This is a genomic window from Tabrizicola sp., from assembly GCF_030373185.1.
Classification (GTDB): Bacteria; Pseudomonadota; Alphaproteobacteria; order Rhodobacterales; family Rhodobacteraceae; genus Tabrizicola.
On sequence record NZ_JAUCZH010000004.1, the window covers coordinates 360168 to 381075 of the forward strand.

Annotated in this window: 19 protein-coding genes, 1 tRNA gene and 3 pseudogenes; 15 read left to right on the plus strand and 8 right to left on the minus strand. The window is 61.5% G+C overall.

The window, feature by feature from the left end; all coding sequences use genetic code 11:
• Positions 1–145: 145 nt before the first annotated feature.
• The gene (locus tag QUV21_RS10030) at positions 146–2641 is read right to left on the minus strand and encodes a cation:proton antiporter (protein WP_300854671.1); all 2496 of its coding nucleotides are present in this window, start codon (positions 2639–2641) and stop codon (positions 146–148) included.
• A gap of 806 nt (positions 2642–3447) precedes the next feature.
• Between QUV21_RS10030 and QUV21_RS10035 the strand changes: the two genes are divergently transcribed.
• Both QUV21_RS10035 and QUV21_RS10040 read left to right on the plus strand, forming a co-directional pair.
• A complete protein-coding gene (locus QUV21_RS10035; protein ID WP_300854904.1) occupies positions 3448–3591 on the plus strand; it encodes an Arm DNA-binding domain-containing protein in 144 nt (47 codons plus the stop codon).
• Positions 3582–5303: pseudogene (locus QUV21_RS10040) on the plus strand (UvrD-helicase domain-containing protein); the annotation flags it as partial. The gene QUV21_RS10035 and the pseudogene QUV21_RS10040, both read left to right, overlap by 10 nt.
• A gap of 228 nt (positions 5304–5531) precedes the next feature.
• Here QUV21_RS10040 and QUV21_RS10045 read toward each other — a convergent pair.
• Positions 5532–6134 (minus strand): LysE/ArgO family amino acid transporter, encoded by a 603-nt coding sequence (locus tag QUV21_RS10045; RefSeq protein WP_300854673.1) that lies wholly within the window; start codon positions 6132–6134, stop codon positions 5532–5534.
• Positions 6127–6474 carry an ACT domain-containing protein gene (locus tag QUV21_RS10050; protein ID WP_300854674.1) on the minus strand — a complete coding sequence of 116 codons (348 nt, stop codon included), beginning with the start codon at positions 6472–6474 and terminating at the stop codon, positions 6127–6129. The genes QUV21_RS10045 and QUV21_RS10050 overlap by 8 nt, the downstream gene beginning before the upstream one ends.
• Before the next feature lie 496 nt (positions 6475–6970).
• Between QUV21_RS10050 and QUV21_RS10055 the strand changes: the two are divergent.
• Positions 6971–7376 (plus strand): annotated as a pseudogene (locus tag QUV21_RS10055) (transposase); the annotation flags it as partial.
• A gap of 21 nt (positions 7377–7397) precedes the next feature.
• Here QUV21_RS10055 and QUV21_RS10060 read toward each other — a convergent pair.
• Positions 7398–7565 (minus strand): hypothetical protein, encoded by a 168-nt coding sequence (locus QUV21_RS10060; RefSeq protein WP_300854917.1) that lies wholly within the window; start codon positions 7563–7565, stop codon positions 7398–7400.
• Positions 7566–8295: 730 nt separating this feature from the next.
• Positions 8296–9216, minus strand: a complete 921-nt coding sequence (locus QUV21_RS10065) for a fatty acid desaturase (protein WP_300854675.1) — start codon at positions 9214–9216, stop codon at positions 8296–8298.
• Positions 9217–9410: 194 nt separating this feature from the next.
• On the opposite strand from QUV21_RS10065, the gene QUV21_RS10070 reads away from it, so the two are divergent.
• The 4 genes from QUV21_RS10070 to QUV21_RS10085 all read left to right on the plus strand — a co-directional run bounded on the left by QUV21_RS10070 (position 9411) and on the right by QUV21_RS10085 (position 12188).
• Positions 9411–10331 (plus strand): LysR family transcriptional regulator ArgP, encoded by a 921-nt coding sequence (locus QUV21_RS10070; RefSeq protein ID WP_300854678.1) that lies wholly within the window; start codon positions 9411–9413, stop codon positions 10329–10331.
• Positions 10332–10434: 103 nt separating this feature from the next.
• Positions 10435–10872 carry a hypothetical protein gene (locus QUV21_RS10075; protein WP_300854680.1) on the plus strand — a complete coding sequence of 146 codons (438 nt, stop codon included), beginning with the start codon at positions 10435–10437 and terminating at the stop codon, positions 10870–10872.
• A gap of 138 nt (positions 10873–11010) precedes the next feature.
• Positions 11011–11808, plus strand: coding sequence for a recombinase family protein (locus QUV21_RS10080; protein ID WP_300854681.1), 798 nt, complete (start codon positions 11011–11013; stop codon positions 11806–11808).
• Positions 11805–12188, plus strand: coding sequence for a hypothetical protein (locus QUV21_RS10085; protein WP_069308451.1), 384 nt, complete (start codon positions 11805–11807; stop codon positions 12186–12188). The genes QUV21_RS10080 and QUV21_RS10085 overlap by 4 nt, the downstream gene beginning before the upstream one ends.
• A 3-nt stretch (positions 12189–12191) precedes the next feature.
• Here the strand turns inward: QUV21_RS10085 and QUV21_RS10090 are convergent, their stop codons facing one another.
• On the minus strand, positions 12192–13028 hold the full coding sequence (locus QUV21_RS10090; RefSeq protein WP_300854682.1) for a DUF3883 domain-containing protein: 837 nt from the start codon (positions 13026–13028) through the stop codon (positions 12192–12194).
• A 388-nt stretch (positions 13029–13416) separates the two neighbouring features.
• Positions 13417–13506, minus strand: a tRNA-Ser gene (locus QUV21_RS10095).
• A gap of 190 nt (positions 13507–13696) precedes the next feature.
• Here QUV21_RS10095 and QUV21_RS10100 point away from each other — a divergent pair.
• From QUV21_RS10100 to QUV21_RS10130, 7 genes and pseudogenes are all read left to right on the plus strand, one after another.
• The gene (locus QUV21_RS10100; RefSeq protein WP_300854683.1) at positions 13697–14560 is read left to right on the plus strand and encodes a DUF2059 domain-containing protein; all 864 of its coding nucleotides are present in this window, start codon (positions 13697–13699) and stop codon (positions 14558–14560) included.
• Between the two features lie 192 nt (positions 14561–14752).
• A pseudogene (gene rplU, locus QUV21_RS10105) lies at positions 14753–15124 on the plus strand (50S ribosomal protein L21); the annotation flags it as partial.
• A gap of 90 nt (positions 15125–15214) precedes the next feature.
• Positions 15215–15484, plus strand: coding sequence for a 50S ribosomal protein L27 (rpmA, locus tag QUV21_RS10110; RefSeq protein ID WP_300854685.1), 270 nt, complete (start codon positions 15215–15217; stop codon positions 15482–15484).
• Positions 15485–15671: 187 nt separating this feature from the next.
• Positions 15672–16211 carry a GNAT family N-acetyltransferase gene (locus QUV21_RS10115; RefSeq protein WP_300854686.1) on the plus strand — a complete coding sequence of 180 codons (540 nt, stop codon included), beginning with the start codon at positions 15672–15674 and terminating at the stop codon, positions 16209–16211.
• Between the two features lie 289 nt (positions 16212–16500).
• Positions 16501–17526, plus strand: coding sequence for a GTPase ObgE (gene obgE / locus QUV21_RS10120; protein ID WP_300854687.1), 1026 nt, complete (start codon positions 16501–16503; stop codon positions 17524–17526).
• Positions 17527–17540: 14 nt separating this feature from the next.
• On the plus strand, positions 17541–18650 hold the full coding sequence (proB, locus tag QUV21_RS10125) for a glutamate 5-kinase (protein WP_300854905.1): 1110 nt from the start codon (positions 17541–17543) through the stop codon (positions 18648–18650).
• A 96-nt stretch (positions 18651–18746) separates the two neighbouring features.
• Positions 18747–20006, plus strand: coding sequence for a glutamate-5-semialdehyde dehydrogenase (locus QUV21_RS10130; protein ID WP_300854688.1), 1260 nt, complete (start codon positions 18747–18749; stop codon positions 20004–20006).
• On the opposite strand, the gene QUV21_RS10135 is transcribed toward QUV21_RS10130, so the two are convergent.
• Positions 19996–20592, minus strand: a complete 597-nt coding sequence (locus QUV21_RS10135) for a histidine phosphotransferase family protein (RefSeq protein WP_300854689.1) — start codon at positions 20590–20592, stop codon at positions 19996–19998. The genes QUV21_RS10130 and QUV21_RS10135 overlap by 11 nt on opposite strands.
• A 38-nt stretch (positions 20593–20630) precedes the next feature.
• Between QUV21_RS10135 and QUV21_RS10140 the strand changes: the two genes are divergently transcribed.
• Positions 20631–20804, plus strand: a complete 174-nt coding sequence (locus tag QUV21_RS10140; protein WP_300854690.1) for a DUF3553 domain-containing protein — start codon at positions 20631–20633, stop codon at positions 20802–20804.
• Positions 20805–20908: the final 104 nt, after the last annotated feature.

The following is a 20908-nucleotide window of genomic DNA, read 5'->3' on the forward strand; positions in this document are numbered from 1 at the left end:
CTCTCAGGCTAATTCGGTGCAGTATAGCGACCGGTGCTGCGAGTGGATTGATCCTGATCAATCCCGTTGCGAACGGCACCGGGTTCGGCTGACATCCAACCGGGCAGGGCAGGGCAGGGCGGCACCGGCCCTGATTGATGTCCGATCAAAGGTCCAGCGCCTTGGCGTCAAGGCCGCGCCTTTCGGCGCTTTCAAGGACGGCGGACCGCACATCCTGATTGCGCTTCAAGAGCTTGCGAAACCGTGGCTCGTCCAGAACCAGCAATGTCGTGTGGCTGATCGCGGTGGCCTGGGTGCGGCGGGTTTGGCGGCTGAGCAGGGCAAGTTGGCCAAACATCTCGCCCCTGCCCAGCCGGAACCGCTGCCCGGCAGTATCGATCTCGACCGCGCCCGAGGCGATGAAGCTGACTTCGCGCGGCAGGTCGCCCTTGCGCAACAGCACGTCGCCGGGCTGAACGTAACGCGTGCGCAATGCGGCCGCAAGTTGCTTGCGGCTTTCGTCGTCCATCTGGGTGAACAGCGGAAACTGTCGCACCAGTTCATCTTTCTGGACCGCCAGATCAAGCGGTGGCCTTGCCTCGGCTGTCCGGCGTTTTCCGGCCAGTTCCTGCTTCAGCGTGGTGTGAAGTTCCTTGCCGATGATCCCGTCGGCCAGCAGGACATCATACTCGCGTTCCTCGATCCGCAGCGAAGTGCGCCGCAGGAAGCGCCGCTCGATCTCTTCAGCATAGCCGGGATATTGCAGCCGCAACCCGTCCAGCGCGGACTGGATCTGGTCTTCGCGCCGCCGCAGCAGTTCATGCAAAAGGTCGGCCACCCGGCGGCCATGGATGCGGCGGATCTTGGCGTCGATGTAGCCGTGCAGATCGCGCAGGATCAGCCGCAGGTTCAGAAGGATCTCGAACCGGTCTGCCGCAAGGCTGGCCAGCATGCCCGAAAGGCGCAACCGGTTGTGCAGGAAGTTGGCAAAGCGATACCTGCGCCCCTGGGCAAGGCTCAACCGCCCCGAGGCGCGATATTCCTCGCGCCCGCCGGCCCGGGTGCGTTCGATCAGCCGGTCAGCGTCTGACAGCATCTGTTCGGCAAGCCGGGTGGAAATCAGCTGTTCGCGGAAGGCGTCAAGGATCATGTCACGCTCCCGCCCCGCCAGTGCCACAAGCCCAAGCGTGATCCGGTCGCGGTCTGGAATGTCGTCCGCCGCCTCGGCCTTCTGCATCGCGCCATCCAGTCGCGCGGCAAAGCGCTTTGCCTCTGACCGGACGATGTCATGCGTCAGGTCATGGTTCTTGGCGGTTTCAGCCACTTCTTCGCGCACGTTTTGGAGCGCGACGGCGATCACCTGTTCCGAAAGCGCCCGGTCAAGCGGGGCCAGCCGGTCCAGCCCCAGAATCGAGATCACCCAGCGGAGCGTCGTTCCCTGCACCAACAGTGTGAACAGGGTGAAGCCAGTGGCGAGAATTCCGACCTCACGCTTCACATCGGCGGGGACGCGGAAATTTTCCGATACCGCCAGCGCCAGTGCCAGCGTGACCGCCCCGCGCAAGCCCCCCCACAGGATCGCCACCCGGTAGGGCCGGTCAACCCGTGGCGACAGGCGCAGCGCCGTCAAGAGCGGCAGGACCGCGTAAAGAATGAACAACCGCGCGACAGTGGCGGCCACGACGACGACCCCGATCAGGAACACATCATAAATCCGCACATCTGCCAGCAGGCGCGGCACCAGAAGTGCCGCCAGAAGGAAGATCAGCGCCCCGGCCCAATGCGCCAGCACATCCCAGACCTCGCGCAGGTTGGTCCAGTTGGTCGGCGACATGCGCCCGGGGCCAAGATAATTCAGCGTCATCCCGGCCATTACCACAGCGATGACACCCGAGACGCCCAGAAGCTGATCGCCGACCAGATAGGCCACATAGGGCAGCGCTACGCTGAGCGAGATTTGCGCCAAGGGATATCGGCCAAGCCAGGACAGCACGCCAAGGCAGAGCCGCCCGAGGAACCAGCCTGTAGCAATGCCGCCGAAGATCAGGGTGGGAAAGCCGATCAGCGCATCTCTCAGCGTCGGATTGGGAACCCCCAGCATCACAAAGGTCAGGAAAAAGCCGAACAGCGCGATGGCGGCGGCATCGTTCAACAGGCTTTCGCCCTCGACGATACGGGTCAGGCGTTGCGGGGCGGCGATGTTGCGAAAGATCGACACGACTGCCGATGGATCGGTCGTCGCCACGATGGATCCAAGCAGCAGGCAGGCAACCAGCGACAGGTTGGTGAAGGGTTGCAGTGCAAGGCCGATGGCAAAGGTGGCGACCACGACAGCAACCACCGCCATGACCAGAATAGGCACCCAGTCTTCGGCCATGCGCCGCAGGTTTAGGCCCAGCGCCACCTGAAACAGCAGCGTTGGCAAGAGGACATAAAGAAAGACATTCGCCCGGATGCTGAACTCGAAGGCATCCACCGCAGGGCCAATTTCGGAAACGCTCTGCCCGTAACGGACAAGATAGGCCCCCACGATCCCGATCAGGGTGCCAAGGATCGCAAGCACCACCGTATAGGGCAGCCGGGACCAATCGGCCAAAGGCTCGCTCAGGCTGATCACGATGAACAGCGCGGCAACTATGCCGACAAGGGTAATCACATCCATACTGTGGCCGTCTGCCGCGAATGGCGGCGCAACTGTAAGATTTCTTCGAAAAGCCATGTAGTTATCAGGCGCTTCCGGGGGTGCGTCAACAACTCCGGGTATTTTTCGGTCCGGTGGGCAAGGACCGGTGGCCAACGTGCTGGTGCAACGGCCTGAAAACTGTGCATCCCTGTTGTTGTCTGTGAACGGTCAGGTGGTGCCGCTGTTCGGTTGCGCGCGCAACGCATCAAAGGGGGCATCAAGTCTTTTGGTCAACCGTTCAAGGGACCGCCGGGGGAAGCCTTGCGCACGCGTCCCCACTTCAGAACTTCGGGCCAGCCGGGGGGGGTAGGTCATTCTTCGTGAACCTCACCCATCGGACCGCTGTGGTAACTGGCCTGTCATAATTGGGTAGAAAAAAGGTTGCACGGTTCGCCCCGTCATCACGGGCTGAAGCTGGGGCAGGGGGCGACGGCAACCGCAAGGGGGGCTTTGGTTCGTCGCGGCCCGACCGCCAGGGCTTTTCCTTGCCGCCCTTGTTCCCGTGAGTTCCGGGGGCAACCGGCGACCCATGGGGGATTTCTGGTGGAAATGAAATTGAACTTTCATTCAATTTCAACATCTTAACTAGATAAAGTGGCGGAGAGACAGTCCGCCAATTCACACTCCGCCAGTGTCCACAGAGGTAAATAAGTATCTGTTTTAAATTAATATAATTTTTTATCGGTACTGTACCTGTCCAACCATGTGCGCCATCATCCCCACCTTAAGGTGGGGACAAAGGTGGGGACAGATTCGTGGCGTGCGTGCAGAACAAGCTCACCGATGTGGCATGCAGAGCAGCGAAAGAACCGGGCCGACTGAGCGACGGTGGGGGGCTCTATCTTGTGGTCAAGCCAAGCGGGACGAAGTCTTGGGTCTTCATGTGGAGGAAAGACGGTCGCAGCCGAGAAATGGGGCTTTCCGGCTGACCGAAAGCGGCATCTACATCGAGCATTTCGGGGTGCGGCGTGAGAAGGCACGGGACGGCAGCGAAAGGCTGGTCACTGCGCCCTTCGTGGACCGCGACGAGTACCTGGCTGGCATGGACTGGAAGCGGAAGGTCCACGCCGAGCACGAAACAAAGCTGATCGAATCCTACAGCTATGAACGGCAGGAGGGGCGCCTGCTGACCGGCCTCGCCGAAAAGCTGACTCCGCATGTCACCCTTAAACCCCGCCCGGTCGACACGATTTATGACCGAATCGTCGAGATGAAGCAGGTCGACGACTTCTCGAAGCTGATCGGAACCTTCCTGCGCAAGTTCAAGAGCGGCGGCTACAGCCTGCAGGATTGCGAGACCAAGTCCGACCGGATGAAGCTGGGCAAACGAGCCCGGGCCTTCCTCGACGTCTTCGCGCCGGTCTTCGAGGAATACCAGAAACGCCTAGAGGGCCGGATCGACTTCGAGGATATGACCCTGCGCGCCGCGCGCTATGTGGAAACCGGCCGCTATGTCAGCACGTTCCGGCACATCCTGGTCGACGAGTTCCAGGACATCTCGCAAAGCCGGGCCCGGCTGGTGAAGGCGCTGAAGGCCCAGCATCCGGATGTGCGCGTCTTTGCCGTGGGTGACGACTGGCAATCGATCTTCCGCTTCGCTGGATCCGACATCCACCTGATGCGCCATTTCGGGCGGGAGTTTGGCGGCAGCTTCGATGGTGAGGCAGGCGTACACCGAACCGTCGACCTCGGTCGCACCTTCCGTTCTGTCGACCAGATTGCCTTTGCCGCCCGGACCTTCGTCCTGCGGAACCCTGCCCAGATCCAAAAGCAGATCGTCCCGGCCGGGACCGCGAGCGAGCCGGCGATCAGGGTTGTCACAGTGTCCAAAGGTGAGGACGCGGGGAAACTCAACGAGGCGCTTGCCGCCTTGTCAGCGGCTGTGGTGCCGGAGGCAAAACCCGCGCCGGTGCTGATCCTCGGCTGTTACCGTTTCATCGAGCCGGACATGCAGGGTCTGCGGCGCCGGTTCCCGCGGCTGAAAATCACCTTCAAAACCATCCATGCCTCCAAGGGGCTGGAAGCCGACCACGTCATCCTGCTGAACGCCGACAGCGGGCGCACAGGGTTCCCGTCAGAGATCGTCGATGACCCCCTCCTGTCTCTGGTGTCCCCGGAGGAGGAGGCATACCAGAACGCCGAAGAACGCCGAGTCATGTATGTCGCGATGACCCGCGCCCGCCACACCCTGACGATCCTTGCCTCGAATGCCCGGCCGTCGTCATTCGTCACCGAGCTTCGCAAAGACCCTGCCTACGGGATCTCGACAGCCCCCGGAGCTGAACCCGAAGCTCACGTCTGCGGCGAATGTGGCGGGCGATTGCTGGGCGTGACCGGGCAGGATGGCCGCATCTGGTATCGGTGCGAGCATGTCCAGCATTGCGGAAACCTGCTGCCCGCTTGCCCGTCCTGCGGAACAGCCCTGCCACGCCTTGCCGAGGGGACGAGCGAGGCTCGATGTGGGTGCGGTGCCAGCTATCCGACTTGCCCTGACTGCGAAGATGGCTGGCTGGTCGAACGCAGCGGCAGCTTCGGCAAGTTCCTCGGCTGCATCCGCTATCCTGCATGCCTCGGGAAATCGAAGGTGGCGAAAGGTACTAGAGCACCGAATGTGCCTGTGCTGAGATCTAAGAAAGCCTAAGGGACAAGCCACCGTAACTGTCCAAGTGGATCAGCTTCCGGCCCATTGCTGCCTGTCGGGCTGGCCGCCACGCTGCAATGCCGCTTCCGCGAACCGGTCACTGAGGCATGCAAGTGTAGCAACAAGCGCAGGTGTCAGTGAAGATGGGCAAGACTTTTCAAGATGAAGACGGACCGAGGGTCTACCGATCAGAATATGCGACGGAGAAATCGCTGCCCTGCAGCGACCTCACCCCAAGGCAAGACCAGCCGCAATCGCCCACATGGTTGCGCCCACACCAACCTCCAGCCAGACCCATGCCGCGGCCTTAGCAAACACCGGCGCCAACAACCGCGCCCCAAAGCCCAGCGCGGTGAAAAAGCTGAACGATCCCAGTGCCGCCGCCGCCGCAAAAACCCATTCATGCGGCGCATATTGCGTCGAGATCGACCCCATCAGCACCACCGTATCCAGATAGACATGTGGATTGGCCCAGGTCAGCATCAGACACGTCACTAGAACTCGGCCCAAGGGGGCCGCCCCGTCCGGGGCTGGCCGCAACGCCACGCCACCGCGCAGGGCCGCGCGAAACCGCAAAGCCCCATAAACCACCAGAAACGCCACCCCCGCCCAGCGCATCGCATCCGGCACCCAAGGCCAGGCCGCTGACACGACGCCGAACCCGGCCACCCCCGCCGCGATCAGAAAAGCATCCGACACGGCACAAGCTGCCACCACCCAGCCCACATGTTCGCGGCGCAATCCCTGCCGCAACACAAAGGCGTTCTGCGCCCCGATGGCGAGGATCAGGCTGAGTGAAACGACATATCCCTGCACCGCCGCTTCAAGCATCCAACAGCCGTCGCAGCACAGCCACAGAATCCTCGCGCCGGCCCCAATGCACGAAGATGTGGTCGTGGTGGTAGCCCGCGATCACCTTGCAGCTGATCCCATCGGCCGACAAAGCTTCCACGAATGCCGCCGTCAGCCTCACGGCCGCCAGATCGCTCGACCTCGCCAGGCTGATCCGCGCCCACGGCTCCGACATCAATCCCGCCGCCTCCAATGCGGCCAATGGGGCAACGACCGTCAGCCCCTCGGCTTCGGTCAAAGTCGCAAAGGGCGCAAAAGGCAGCTGACCACCCGGCCAAACTGCATAGCCGTACGGCGCTCCGTCTAGCTGAGGTTCCATAGTCAACCCGCCCCGAGAATATCAGTGACGCATTTGATTTTAAGGCATAATTTAGAATGCCGGAGCGAATACAACTTGATTTCCCCCTTTCGCTTTGCCTGCATCAACCCGCCCAGCCGAAGACGGGCCAAATGATAGTTGATTACTGTCTGGTTCGATCCCAAGAGCGCATGAAGCTCAGTGATTGACCGCGCGCCGGCCGTCAAATAGCACAAGGTCATCAGCCGAGCTTCATGAGACAAAGACTTCAGGACTGCCGCCGCGTTGGTAGCCGACCTTGCCGTTCGATCGGTCGTAATTTCAGCCGTTCCGTCATTGTCGGCGAAACAGAGCCGGGTTGTAGAGGCTCGATTAAGATAAATGGACATCGGGAAGGTACCTTTGGCTGCTCGCCCTCATCGCATCTAAGTGAGCGGCGAGCAATATCTTGCTCGGATGCCGCACCACTGAATACCGAGAAGTGAGCTGCTGCCGCCTCTGTTGTACAACCCATATGATGGATTCATCTCGTGAATCCAGCGGGCTAGCTGGGCTGCGTGAGCGGCGGCCCCCCGCCTACAAGACCAGGAACTGGCCGGCCTATGAAAACGCGTTCAATCGCTGTGGTTCGCTGACGATCTGGTTCGATCCCGCCTTCACCTGGGAGGCCACTTCCACTGGCAAACGTGGTCGCCAGCCTGACGACAGCGATGCTGCCATCCTGACCTGCCTTACGATGAAAGTGCTGTTCGGCATGGCGCAAAGGCAGACGACGGGGTTTGTCGAAAGCCTCCTCGGGTTGATCGGTCTGGACTGGGCGGCGCCTAACTTCAGCACACTGGAGCCGTCGCCAGAGGACCTTGAAGGTAAACATTCCCTACCGTGGGTCAGGCAGCCCAATGCACCTGCTAGTCGACAGCACAGCCGATCATTCGCTTTCGCGCTTAGCTTGCCAGTCTCAGCTGAACCGGCCGGGCTTCCGCAGCGACGACCTTTTGTCTTAGATAGCGAACACGCCGTTCGTGTTCCACGAACGCGATCTCCGAGTTCTGTCCGGCGCGAACCGAGACAATGGACTGCAGAAAATCCTCGTAGATCTGGATTTTGAGCATGTCGATTTCCTGTTGCGATACTTTCATCTTGGACAAACCTTCGAAGCTAGGACTTCTCTGGTTTTGTGGTCAAAGATGGCAAAATCTTGGCGTTGCAAACGCTGTCCGATACCAAGATTCGAGCTTGGGGTTGTCGGTGGTCAACGTCTCCGCGGTGCTGTGCTAGTCAGAATGGCACGTCGCGGCTCAAAGACTGGACATGACAACCGCCACCGGGACACGGACACCTCCAGAAGAGTTGTCTGCTGCCGTTCGCATGACGGTTCGCGAACGGCAGCTAGTCGAAGTTGCACAGCCTGGTCAAGTTACTATGCAACCATATGCTTATAAAGAATTTTCTCTGCAACACGCCCCAGCGCTACGCTGCGCTGAATTCACTCTTGAACACGAAGCTCTTGCCCGCGAAGGGGATTAACACGGCAAGAACTCGCTTTACGACCAGATAGGCACTACACACGATTCACTCACTACAATTATAAATTTATACACCTAATGCACGATTAGCAATCCTTATATTGCTCGATACTGTAAACGGTTTGTTCGCGATACGGCACAAATAATGATTCCCAGATTTGACCCTTACGGGTGCGCCGGCGGCGTATTGTTGCCATTTCGGCATCGCTTCCGCAGTGCAGGCACCAAGAATCGTCCTTCTGTTTCCGTGCGAGAGTCGCATCGCCGCCGGACGCAAACCGAAGAATCATTGCGATGCGAGGCTCCAGCCAAATCCTTACAGGGATGCATCCATCGGCTGCTCGACGGCCCTGAGATCAATCCGACTTACGGCCGCGGGCAAGCGGCGGTAGCTCGGGTCCTGGCTCAGCTTTTGGTGGGCCTTATGCAGGTGCCGTGCCGGAATCTGCGGGAAGAGATGATGTACAAGGTGATAGGAGTCGTTGCGCGGAAAGAAGATGAGCCGCACCAGCGTTGGTGCCAGCACATTGCGCGAGGCTTCGATCTCGTCTTTCGCGCCTACCAGACCGGCATGATCCAGGCAGTCCGTCCAAAAGTTCAGCGTCGGATAGATGTAGAACAGCGGCAGAATGACGAAGGCGAGCGTTGCCATTGGTTCAAGCAGCAGGAAGATCGCCATCGCACCGAGGAGCGCAAGCTTGAAGCCGTGGAACAGTCGGCCATCCTCAGCCGAGAGGTTGATGCTGGTGTAGAGCGGCAAGTGTCGCCCGGTCAGTGGGACGAAGACATGGCGCAGGACCGTCCGCGGGGTGATCGGGTCATGCAGCCCTAACTTTTCGATCAGGCCGAATTCTGCGTCATGTTCGTAATCTCCGTTGTGGGCATGGTGCGACAGATGGTCGTCACGGTACTTGCGGAAGGATTTCAGCAGGAGCGCGGCGCAAAACCGCCCGATCGTCACATTGTCCGACCGGTCTTCGGCGAAGGTTGCATGGCTGCATTCATGAACGATGTTGTTGATGCCCCGCAGACGGGTGCCGATAAAGGTCGCCGTGGCGATCGCGCCTGCCACAGTCCAACCTGAAAACGGAAGCGACAGTAGGTAGCTACCCAAGAGGATTGATGCGAGGATGAGGCCGACGTATCCGGCAACAATCAACCATGCGTCCATCCTGCGATAGCGTTCCAGACCCAGGAACGGCCGAATATATTTTCTTCTCAAAACCCGACCGGACATGCTTCCCCCCTCATTGTTGCCTTAACTCTACCCAAATTGCTGAACAAACTAAAGACTTTCGGCTCATTGTTCACCTCTATGCTACCGTACATGAGCACAGCTTATGCAAGATCAGCCCTCGCCTTTACGTTTCTTGGACTTCTGCTTTATAGTGCATTGTGGAGCATAAGCGCTTCTTATGTTTGGGGGCAACGATGTCACGCTATGACTATGATTCACTGACGATCCTCGCGGCTGTCATCCGCGAAGGAAGCTTCGAAGCAGCGGCAAAGTCGATGAAGGTGACGCAATCTGCGGTCAGTCAGAGAATCAAGCAGTTAGAGGAAAAGGTTGGTGTGGTGCTTATCGCGCGTGGCAGGCCGTGCGTCCCGACTGAGGCCGGCTTGCAGTTCTTCCGTCATTTCGAACAGGTGGGTCTTCTGCAGCAGGAACTGGCCGGGCGGATGCGCGCGCTGGTTGGCGGCGAGGAGGGCGTTGCCGCCACGGTCCGCATCGGGGTAAACAACGATAGTCTGGCAACCTGGTTTCCAAAACTGATCAAGTTGGCAACTAAGGAACTTGGCATCCTCTTCGACATTCTTCCCGACGATCAGGAGTACACGGAATCCAGCCTCAGATCCGGGGACGCCCTCGCCGTGATCACCACGCTGGAGACCCCTGTTCAGGGCTGCAAGATCATCTCGCTGGGGTCGATGGAGTACGTAGCCGTTGCGTCGCCCGAACTGTACCAGACCCACTTTGCAGACGGCGTTTCTCTCGAGGCCCTGCGGAACTGCATCTCTGTGGCGTTCAATCGCAAGGACACGATCCAGGATCAGTGGATGACGACTTGCTTTGGGGCAACGGTTCCGCTCTCCATCCACTATGTTCCTTCGTATGAGGGATACCTTTCATGCTGTCTGAACGGCGCAGGTTGGGGCCTGGTGCCAAGCATCGCCGGCAACCCCTTCATCGAGCGTGGTGAACTGGTAGAGCTTAGCCCTGGACAGAAGGTCAGCATCGCGTTGCACTGGCAGGCCGCCATGCAGTCGAGCGAGATCCTCAGCCGCCTTGGCAATCTGGTACTGGAAGTCGCACGCGAGCATCTCGTCCCCGACAGTTTCCGTCCGAATTGATCTGATTGGGCCGATAGTCGAAAAACTTCGCACCCTGTCGAAGTCGGGGCAGGGTGATCGCTGCACCGCCTTATGACCCCTTCGCCGACGCATTGAAGCCATATTGATCCTCAAAATCAACCCGATTGGGCATTCTGCCGTTGGTTGGATGGTTTGTGAGGAGAGAACGCATGTGACTTCTGCATTGGCAAATCGAGGTAGCGGCTTTCGTCCGCAGCCTGTCGATCCCACACCATTGCGTCCGGCTTTGCGCGCCGCGATGGATACAGATGGGGTGCCGGCTGTCGCGCTGCTCAGCTTTGGGGCCCAAGAGCAACTCGTGCTGAGGGTTCTGGTCGAGCGATTTGGCGGCGAGGTGACGGGTGGCGTATTGACCCGGCACTTGACCCAAAAGTCGGGCAGGACGCAATCCGCCCTCGGACCCAGATTGATCGATGTTCTGCAGAGCCTTCACCGGTTTGGAGCCCTAAGTCTTGAGGCCAACGGCGAAAACGACTTCATCGTCAGGCTCTTGCCTGGAGGAGCAACGCTATACGTTTGACCTTTCGGAGAAGGCTTTCCGGGCCCGCTGCCCTGTCACAATCAAAGGCCCTCTGAAAACATCCGGCCGAAGGTCAGCCTGGCAATCCATTCGCAGTCTCGCGGTAGCCGAAGCGAATATGTCCCGCTCGGGTACGATGTGAAGGACCGCAAGCTCGTGGTGAATGAAGACGAGGCTGCCACCGTGCGGGGCATCTTCGAGAGGTTCGTCGAGGTCGGATCAGCGACCGTGCTGGCCCGTGAACTGCGCCGCAAAGGGCTCCGCAACAAGCAGGGCACGTTGGTCGACAAGGGATATCTCTACAGAGTGCTGGTGAACCGCGTTTATCGCGGCGACGCCGTCCACAAGGGCAAGGCCTATCCCGGCGAACATCAGGCCATCATCGACGAGCAGCTGTGGGATCAGGTCCATGCCATCTTGCGGCAGAACCCGCGAAAGCGCGCCAACAACACCCGCGCACAGGCGCCTGCATTGCTCAAGGGTCTGATCTTTACGGCCACGGGCGCCGCCATGACCCCGAGCAGCACGAAGAAGGGCGCGCGGCGATACCGGTACTACGTCTCGATGGACGTCATCAAGAATCGCGAACCCAGCGACGCGGGCATCCCGCGCCGCCTTCCTGCCGACCTCGTGGAAGCGGCTGTGGTGACCGAGTTGCGGCGGGTGATGCGCGCGCCGTCGATCACGGCACAGGTCATTGCCCACTTGGCGCGCGAGGGTCACGCCTTCGCCGAGGCCGACGTGATCTCCGCGCTGCAGACGTTCGATGACGTCTGGGGCCAGCTGTTCCCTGCAGAGCAGACCCGGATCGTGCAGTTGCTGGTGCGCCGGGTCACCGTGACGTCTGAGGGGCTGGTGATCGATGTCCGGACCGACGGCGTCTCGGGCGTCATGCGCGACATGATGGCGCCACGAAAGAAGGTGGCGGCGGAATGATGAAACCCGACGAGTCCATCCAGATCTTCGTGCCGCTCAAGGTCCGCAAGCAGAACGGGCGGCCGAAGATCATGCCGCCCTCGACGTATCTGCCCAGCGAAGACCGGACACAGGATCCGCATATCCTGCGCGCCATCGGCAGGGCGTGGGGCTGGCGGCGGCGCATGGAGGCTGGCGAATTCAACACGGTCACCGATCTGGCGAAAGCCGTCGGGCTGGCCGAACGCCATGTCAGCCGACAGCTGCGGCTGGCTTATCTCGCGCCGGGGGTCCTCAAGCGCTTGGTCTACAAGCGCGAGGTGCCCGCCGTGACCCTGTTGAAACTGACCGATGTCGCGGCCCTGCCATGGCACGAACAGCCGGAGCGGGTGTTCGACTGAGGCTCAGTGAAAGCTCGCCTGAAACGTCGTCGCGGTCAGGGAGACATGCGCGTCCAGCGGCGGATGCAACTCGAACGCCTTAGGCTCGCGTGAGAAGTTCCAAAGCCGGAACAGACGCCATTCCGACCTGCGCTCCTCGGCCACGGCCAGTTCGTTGCGGGTGATGTGGAAGGGCGTGCGCTCCCATCCGTTCGTCGTCTTGACCTCGATCAGCCGGGCGAGCCCGTCCGGGGCGAAACTCGCGATGTCGTAGCCCGCGCCATCGCCATCCTCCTCCGACACCCAGCGTACCTTGCGCGCCAGATCGTCCCGTCCTGCCGAGCGCAGAGACGCCCGTTCATGCGCCAGCACACGTTCCTCTCCCGCGCGGCCGAGGGCCCGGTTGCGCTCGTCCCGGCCCGCCACGTCGAACTTGCGGGCGATGTGCAGCATCTGGTCCAGTTCCTGCGGCGGCGGCTGGTTCGACAGCGTCGGCGGCGGTCCGATCCAGATCTGCGCTGCCTCGCGCAGGCCAGCACCGGGTTGCAGCCCCGGTTGGCGCCCGAGCCAGGCCGGGTTCAGCGCCAGCCATCGCGCCACGGCATCCACCAAGGTCATCTGGAAATTGAACGCAGGCTTGTAGCCGGGGATCCAGTCTTCGCCGAGCCCCTTCAGAACCGCGCTGATGTTCTGGTGCTTGAACTCGACGGACCCCTCGGACCGGTCGTTCAGCAGCGGCAGCAGCGCGCGGCGATGCTTGGCCTTGCTGTAGCGGCGCGCGGAGATGTCGTCGGCCAGCATCGCGAAGTAATCCGCGACGATCAGGTCGTTCTCTTCATCCGTCCAGGGCCCGTTCGACATTGCGCCAGGCTATGGGCACGAAGTGTGTTTGTCATCAGAGACTTCCGGCAGGGTTCTGGCTCGCTTCGGACGCTTCCGCCGGACTTCGGGATCGGCCGCCACGGAGCCGTCTTTCTGGCCGCCCTGCGCCTTCGTGTCCGTCTCTGTCACCGGATTAACTCGCGAACGGGACGACCCCATGAGCGCGGCAACCCATTGGAGTTTCAAGGATGTTTCACGCCGTCCCGTGACAGTCGAGGGGCGCTCGAAGAGAGACGCAGGCCATTCGGAGACCCATTCCGCGTCAAGCGCCCAGTCTCCGAAGGGCGGATGGACCTGCCAACGCCCTTTGAAACAAAAAGAAAAAAGGCCCCAATCGGGGCCCCTGGACGAATTCAGTATCTGAATGTGGCGGAGAGACAGGGATTCGAACCCTGGGTCGGCGCAAACCGACAACGGTTTTCGAGACCGCCGCATTCGACCACTCTGCCACCTCTCCGCGCTTCAGGGGTCGTCTGTGGGCGGCGATGTAGCCGGGTGCCGCGCAATGCGCAAGGGCCAATCCGTGCGCCGCAGCCCGGCCAGTCGCAAGGTTGTGCATTTCCGGTCCTTGGCAAGGCACGGCGAAGGGTCTACCTCTTTGAAGTCTGTCGGAACTGCTGGGTCGGAAACCATTGAAAGGGTTCACTATGCTGTTGCCCCGTTTGTGCGTCGCTGCCCTGCTTGGGCTGACCCTGACCCTGTCTGGGCAGGCCGTGAGGGCCGAGGCAACCGATACCCGGGTCATCAGCGCGTCGGTGTCCGAACTGGCAGAGGTGATGCAACTGGACGATCTTTTCGCCATCTTGCGCGAAGAAGGTCTGGCCTATGGTCAGTCGCTTGAGGCAGACATGTTTCCCGGCGGTGGCGGTCCGCAATGGTCCGGAGCCGTGGATGCGCTTTATGATCTGACCACCTTGCGCATCGGGTTCGAGTCGGCACTCGATGCCGCGCTGGCCGACGATCCTGCTGCCCTTTCCGAGATGATGGTATTTTTCTCGTCTGACCTTGGCCAGCGCGTCGTCCGGCTCGAGATCGAGGCCCGGCGCGCCTTTCTTGACGAGGCCACCGAGGAAGCTGCCCGCGTTGCTTCGGACAACCGCATGGCAAGTCGTGACCCCAAGGTGCCGCTGCTGCGCTCTTTTATTGCTGCGGGCGATCTTGTCGAAATGAATGTTGCGGGATCCCTGTCGGGCAACCTTGCCTTCATGACCGGAATGTCTGAATCCGGGGTCTATGGGCAGGGGTTGCCGCAAGAAGAAATGCTGTCAGATGTCTGGGCGCAGGAAGATCAGATCCGCGACGACACGACATCCTGGCTTTTCGCCTATCTTGGCCTTGCCTATGAGCCGCTGACGGAAGCTGAACTGGAGGCTTATGTCGCCTTCATGGAATCGCCGGCAGGCCAACGCCTGAATGCAGCCCTGTTCATGGCCTTTGATCAGGTGTTCCGTCAGGTCTCTTATGGGCTCGGCAGGGCGGCCGGTGCGGCGATGCTCGGTCAGGACATCTGATTCCCCGGCATTGGCGCCCAACGCTTGACAGCCACCCTGCTTCGCCTCATAAGCGCGCATCTCGGCGAGGGGCGACTCTCGCCGGGCTTGTATTTCATGACGCCCGAAAGGGCGCGCTGTCCGAGGCGGAGGCAACTCCGAAACACCCGTGAAGGGGGCCACAGGGCGCGGAGCAAAAGAAGGATACGACCCATGTTTGCGGTCCTCAAGACCGGTGGCAAGCAATACAAGGTGCAGGCGGGTGACGTTCTGCGCGTCGAAAAGCTTGATGCCGCCGCTGGTGAAAAGATCCAGTTCAACGACATCCTGATGGTCGGCAGCACGATCGGTGCGCCGATGGTAGCAGGCGCGGCCGTTCAGGCCGAGGTCATCGACCAGATCAAGGGTGAGAAAGTCATCCACTTCGTCAAGCGCCGCCGGAAGCATTCGTCGCAGCGCACCAAGGGCCACCGTCAGCACCTTACGCTGGTCCGTGTGACCGAAGTGCTGGCCTCGGGCGCCGAAAAGTCGGGCGTGAAGGCTGCCACCGGCACCGTCGCTGCCCGCCGCGTCGCGCATGAAGCCCCCGGCGCTGCCAAGGCTGCCGCACCGGTTGCTGCCGAAAAACCGAAGCGTGCGGCCAAGGCCGCCGCCCCCGCACAGGAGTAATCCCCCATGGCACACAAGAAAGCAGGCGGTTCATCCCGCAACGGTCGCGACAGCGCCGGTCGTCGCCTGGGCGTGAAGCTCTTCGGCGGTCAGGCTGCGATCCCCGGCAACATCATCTGCCGCCAGCGCGGGACCACCTGGTTCCCGGGAACCGGTGTCGGCATGGGGACCGACCACACGATCTTCGCAACCGTCGAAGGCCGCGTGACGTTCAGGAAAGGCCTCAAGGGCCGCACCTTCATTTCGGTTCTCCCCGCTCAGGAGGCAGCCGAGTAAGCCGAACCTTTACAATCGGATTGTAGATGGGGGATCGGCCGGAAGGCCGGTCCCCTTTCTCGTTTCCGGGCGCGACCCCCGGGGCAACTGTGGCAGATTGCCTTGCAGTCACCGCGAAAGGGTCAAGAAAACGGGCGATTGCCGGATTATCCGGCACTCCCCACATGTGCTTCAAAGGAGGGAGGCCATGATCCTTGAAAAGATCGCCCCACAGGCAGAAATCATCACCGAACGTCTGACCCTGCGCCCTGTTCGCAAGGCTGACGCCGGGCTTTTCGCGATGTATGCCGGCGACAGACGCGTGGCCGAGGCGACGCAAGGCATCCCCCACCCGCTCCCTCCGGGCGCGGCAGAGGCCTTCGTGGCCCGAGCCATGGCAACCGACGGCGATGAGGATATCTGGGTCATGGACGGCACCCGCGCCAACTTGCCGGAAGTGCTGGGCGTCATCAGCCTGAAAAAGATGGACCGCGCCCAATCCGAAGTCGCCTTCTGGGTCGCCCCTGCCTTCTGGAACCTCGGGATCGCCTCGGAAGCAGTCACCGCCTTGGTCGAGTCCAACCCGCAGCAGAACTGCACCCTGTTTGCTGAAGCGTTTCAGGACAATCCCGGCTCTGCCCGGGTTCTGACCAACGCCGGCTTTCAGTATCTCGGCGATGCCGAAAGCTTCTCGGTTGCGCGGGGCAGAACGGCACCCACCTGGACCTACATCCGCAAGCTCGACTGACCAGGCCACGCCTCCGGGGCCACCGGCCACGGGCCTGCAACGGCGTTTTTGTCTGCCCTTTTCGCAAATACTCTCGGGGGTGCGGGGGTGGAAAACCCCCGCTTTACAAGCCGGTTGGCGCGCGATCTTCGCGCGCCAGATGCGAGACAGGGATCGTGCGGCGAAAGCCGCTCCGATTTCTGGCCGTCGCAACGCCATCAACCGTCCCGCGCCGTTCCAACCTCGCTTGAGGTGCGGCTCTGCTTCCTGTATCCCCTCATTCCTGATCCCAGCCCCGAAAGCGCATCCGATGAAGTTCCTCGATCTCGCCAAAGTCTATATCCGCTCCGGCGGCGGCGGGGCGGGCTGCGTCTCGTTCAGGCGGGAGAAGTTCATCGAATTCGGCGGCCCGGACGGTGGCGACGGTGGCCATGGCGGGTCGGTCTGGGCCGAAGCGGTGGAAGGGCTGAACACGCTGATCGATTACCGCTATCAGCAGCATTTCTTCGCCAAGTCGGGCCAGCCCGGCATGGGCAGCCAGAAGACCGGCAAGACCGCCGATGACGTGGTGCTGAAGGTTCCTCTCGGCACCGAAATTCTTGATGAAGATCAGGAAACGGTCATTGCCGATCTGGTCAACCCCGGTGACCGGGTGCTTTTGGCGCAGGGTGGCAACGGCGGCTGGGGCAACCTGCGGTTCAAATCCTCGACCAACCGCGCGCCCGCCCGGGCCAACCCAGGGCAGGACGGGGTGGAACGCACCATCTGGCTGCGGCTGAAGCTGATTGCCGATGCGGGCCTTGTCGGTTTGCCGAACGCCGGCAAATCCACGTTCCTTGCCGCTGTGTCGAATGCCCGGCCCAAGATTGCCGATTACCCCTTTACCACGCTGGTCCCGAACCTTGGCGTTGTCGGCGTTGACGGGCATGAATTCGTGATGGCCGATATCCCTGGCCTGATCGAAGGCGCAAGCGAGGGCAGGGGCCTTGGAACGCAGTTTCTTGCCCATGTCGAACGCTGCAAGGTGCTCTTGCATCTGGTGGATGGCACCTCGGCCACGATCACGAAGGACTACCGCACCATCGTGACCGAGCTGGAGGCCTATTCAGACATCCTTGGCGACAAGCCCCGCATCCTTGCGCTGAACAAGACCGACGCGATGGATGCCAAGCAGATCAGCGACCGGCGCCGGGCGCTGGAAAAGGCCAGTGGCGGTGAGGTGTTTGTCATCTCCGGCGTGTCGGGCAAGGGCCTGACCGAGGTTCTGCGTGCGCTTTTCGCCCGGATCAACCCGCCAGAAGATGAGGTGATGGAGAGCCAGCCGTGGCAACCCTGACCGCAGCCAGCAGCATGGCCGCGCCCGACATCCGCGGTGCAAAGCGGCTGGTCGTGAAGATCGGCTCGGCGCTTCTGGTGGATCGCAAGACCGGGCTGAAACAGTCGTGGCTTTCCGCCCTTGCCCTTGATGTAGTCGAGGCGAAGGCGCGTGGGACCGATGTGGTCCTGGTGTCGTCGGGCTCCATCGCGCTTGGCCGCAAGGTTCTGGGGCTCGGCGACGGGGTGCTGACGCTTGAACAATCGCAAGCCGCCGCCGCTGTCGGCCAGATCCGCCTGGCCCGCGCCTATGAAGAAGCGCTGGCCCCGCACGGAATCACGACCGGCCAGATCCTGGTGACGCTGGAAGACACCGAGGACCGCCGCCGCTATCTGAACAGCCGCGCGACGATGGAGACGCTTCTATCCTTGGGCGTCGTGCCGATCGTCAACGAAAACGACACCGTCGCCACTGACGAAATCCGCTTTGGCGACAATGATCGCCTTGCCGCCCAGATCGCGGTGACAGCGGGTGCGGATCAGCTGGTTCTGCTATCGGACGTGGACGGCTTTTACACCGCCAATCCGAAGGAAGACCCGACCGCCAGCCGTTTTGATGTTGTGGCCACAATCACCCCCGAAATCGAAGCCATGGCAGGCGACCCGATCTCCGGCATGTCCAAGGGCGGGATGAAAACGAAGCTTCTGGCGGCAAAGACTGCGGTTGCGGGGGGCTGTGCCATGGCGATCATGGAAGGCTCCGGCTTGCGGCCACTCAAGTCGCTGATCGAAGGTGCGGCGCGGACATGGTTTGTCCCGGCCGCTGATCCGCAACTGGCCCGCAAGCGCTGGATCAACGCGATGAAACCGCGCGGAGAGTTGGTGCTGGACGCAGGTGCCGTGACCGCGCTTCGGGCGGGAAAAAGTCTCTTGCCAGCCGGGGTAACCCGCGTGACGGGCAGCTTTGGCCGGGGTGAACCGATAGCGATCCTGTCGCCTGAAGGTGTGGTTCTGGGCAAGGGTCTGGTGCGCTATACGGCGGCAGAGGCCAAGCTGATTGCGGGCCATCGGTCGGGCGAGATTGCGGCGATCCTTGGCTATCAGGGCCGCGCGGCCTTGGTGCATCGGGATGACATGGTGGTGTAGGGTGCCGGTTTCCCTGAGGAAATCGGCCCGGAAATCTTGAAACTTCCGGTGTGGAGTCTCGGAAAACTCTGCGTCACAGGATAAAAGGGTGGAAGAATGGACGGACAGTTCACCGATCTCATGGTCGACATCGGCAAGAAGGCCCGCGCGGCGGCGGCAGAGCTGGCCTATGCCGGATCGGAACGCAAATCCGCCGCGCTGATCTCGGCGGCCGATGCGGTCTGGCGGCGGCGTGACGCCATCCTTGACGCCAACAGCATTGATCTTGACGCAGGCGCTGCAAAGGGCCTTAGCCCGGCCATGCTGGACCGTCTGCGGCTTGATACCAACCGGCTGCGCGGCATTGTCGATGCCTTGCGGCAGGTGGCCGAACAGCGTGATCCCGTGGGCCGTGTGCTGGCCGAATGGGACCGCCCGAATGGGTTGCACATCCAGCGCGTCGCCACGCCGCTTGGCGTGGTTGGGGTGATCTATGAATCCCGCCCGAACGTGACGGCGGATGCGGGGGCGTTGTGCTTGAAGGCTGGCAATGCGGTGATCCTGCGGGGGGGCAGCGAAAGCTTCGAGACCTCGACCGCGATCCACGCCTGCATGGTCGAAGGCCTGCGCTCGGCCAACCTGCCCGAAGCCGCGATTCAGTTCATTCCCACCCGCGACCGCGACATGGTGACCGCGATGCTGCGCGCGACCGACTACATTGACGTGATCGTGCCACGCGGTGGCAAGGGCCTTGTCGGGCTGGTTCAGCGTGAAGCGCGGGTGCCGGTCTTTGCCCATCTGGAAGGCATCTGCCACGTCTATGCCGACCGCGACGCCGACCTTGAAAAAGCCCGCGCCGTGGTCCTCAACGCCAAGACCCGCCGCACCGGTATTTGCGGGTCGGCAGAATGTCTGCTGATCGACTGGCAGTTTTACACCAAGCATGGCGCGGTCTTGATCGAAGATCTCTTGAAAGCCGGCGTCGAGGTGCGCACCGAGGGTGAGCTTTTGAAGGTTCCCGGCACGGTCAAGGCCGCGCCAGATGACTTCGGGCGCGAATTCCTTGACATGATCATCGCCGCCAAACTGGTCGACGGCGTGGACGAAGCCATCGCCCATATCCGCCAGTATGGCTCCAACCACACCGAAAGCATCCTGACCGAAAACGACGCCACCGCCGCGCGGTTCTTTGAACGGCTAGACAGCGCCATCCTGATGCGCAATGCCTCGACCCAGTTTGCCGACGGGGGCGAATTCGGCATGGGTGCGGAAATCGGCATTGCCACGGGCAAGCTGCACGCGCGCGGTCCGGTCGGTGCGGAACAGCTGACCAGCTTCAAATATCTGGTCACCGGTAACGGAACGATCAGAACGTAAGCTTGATCGCCGTCTCTCCGATCTCGATTACCAGACGGCGGCCTTGCCGCGCAAGTTCGTCCGGCACCAGCGCGAAATGCACCTGACCCGCGCCTATGTCTGACGGCGCGCGGGGCTCGGTCAGCACCTCCCACAGGGCGGGGTCTATCTTCAGGCGGCTTGCGGTTCCGGTGATCGTCCAGCCACTGTCGTCATGGCTGATCTCGACCTTGCCGCCATAGGCCAGCGCGGTTTCAAGACATTGCAGCAACAGAAACGCCAGCCGCACTTCGCGCCGCGAAAGCTCGGCGGTGCTGTTCCACTGATAGGCGGTCCGCCCGCCTCGTGTAAGGTCCGTCAGGATCGACATCACTTCGGACCGGGCAATGCGCTGATCCCGGGTGGCTGCACCAAAGCTGATGCGGAAAAAGCGGATACGCGCGTTCGCATTGGCCACGCTTTCCGAAATCAGCGCCATTTCGGGTCGCTGTGGCCCTGCGTCCATCGCCAACAACTCCACCCCATTGCCGATCGCGCCGATCGGGCTGATAAGATCATGGCAGATCCGCGAGGCGATGAGAGCGGCGAGGTCGGGCTTGTCTTGCATCAGGTCAACCGGAAACAGGGGCGGGAAAAGGGGTGAAGATGTCGGCAGTTCTGGAACCGGGAATGCTGGTGCGTCACCCGGATCAGGCGGATTGGGGTCTGGGTCAGGTCCAGTCGGTGATCGGGGCCAGAGTTACGGTCAACTTCGAGCACGCCGGCAAGGTGGTGATAGACAGCAATCGCATCGCCCTCATTCTGGAATTCCGCGTCTGATTTCCGACGTCTACGCCTATAGTGCGAATTTGTGTCCGAAACTCAACCAGCAATTGTCCCGCGACTTTCGGGCTGCGGGCAATTGGTTGCATTGGGCGGGGCCG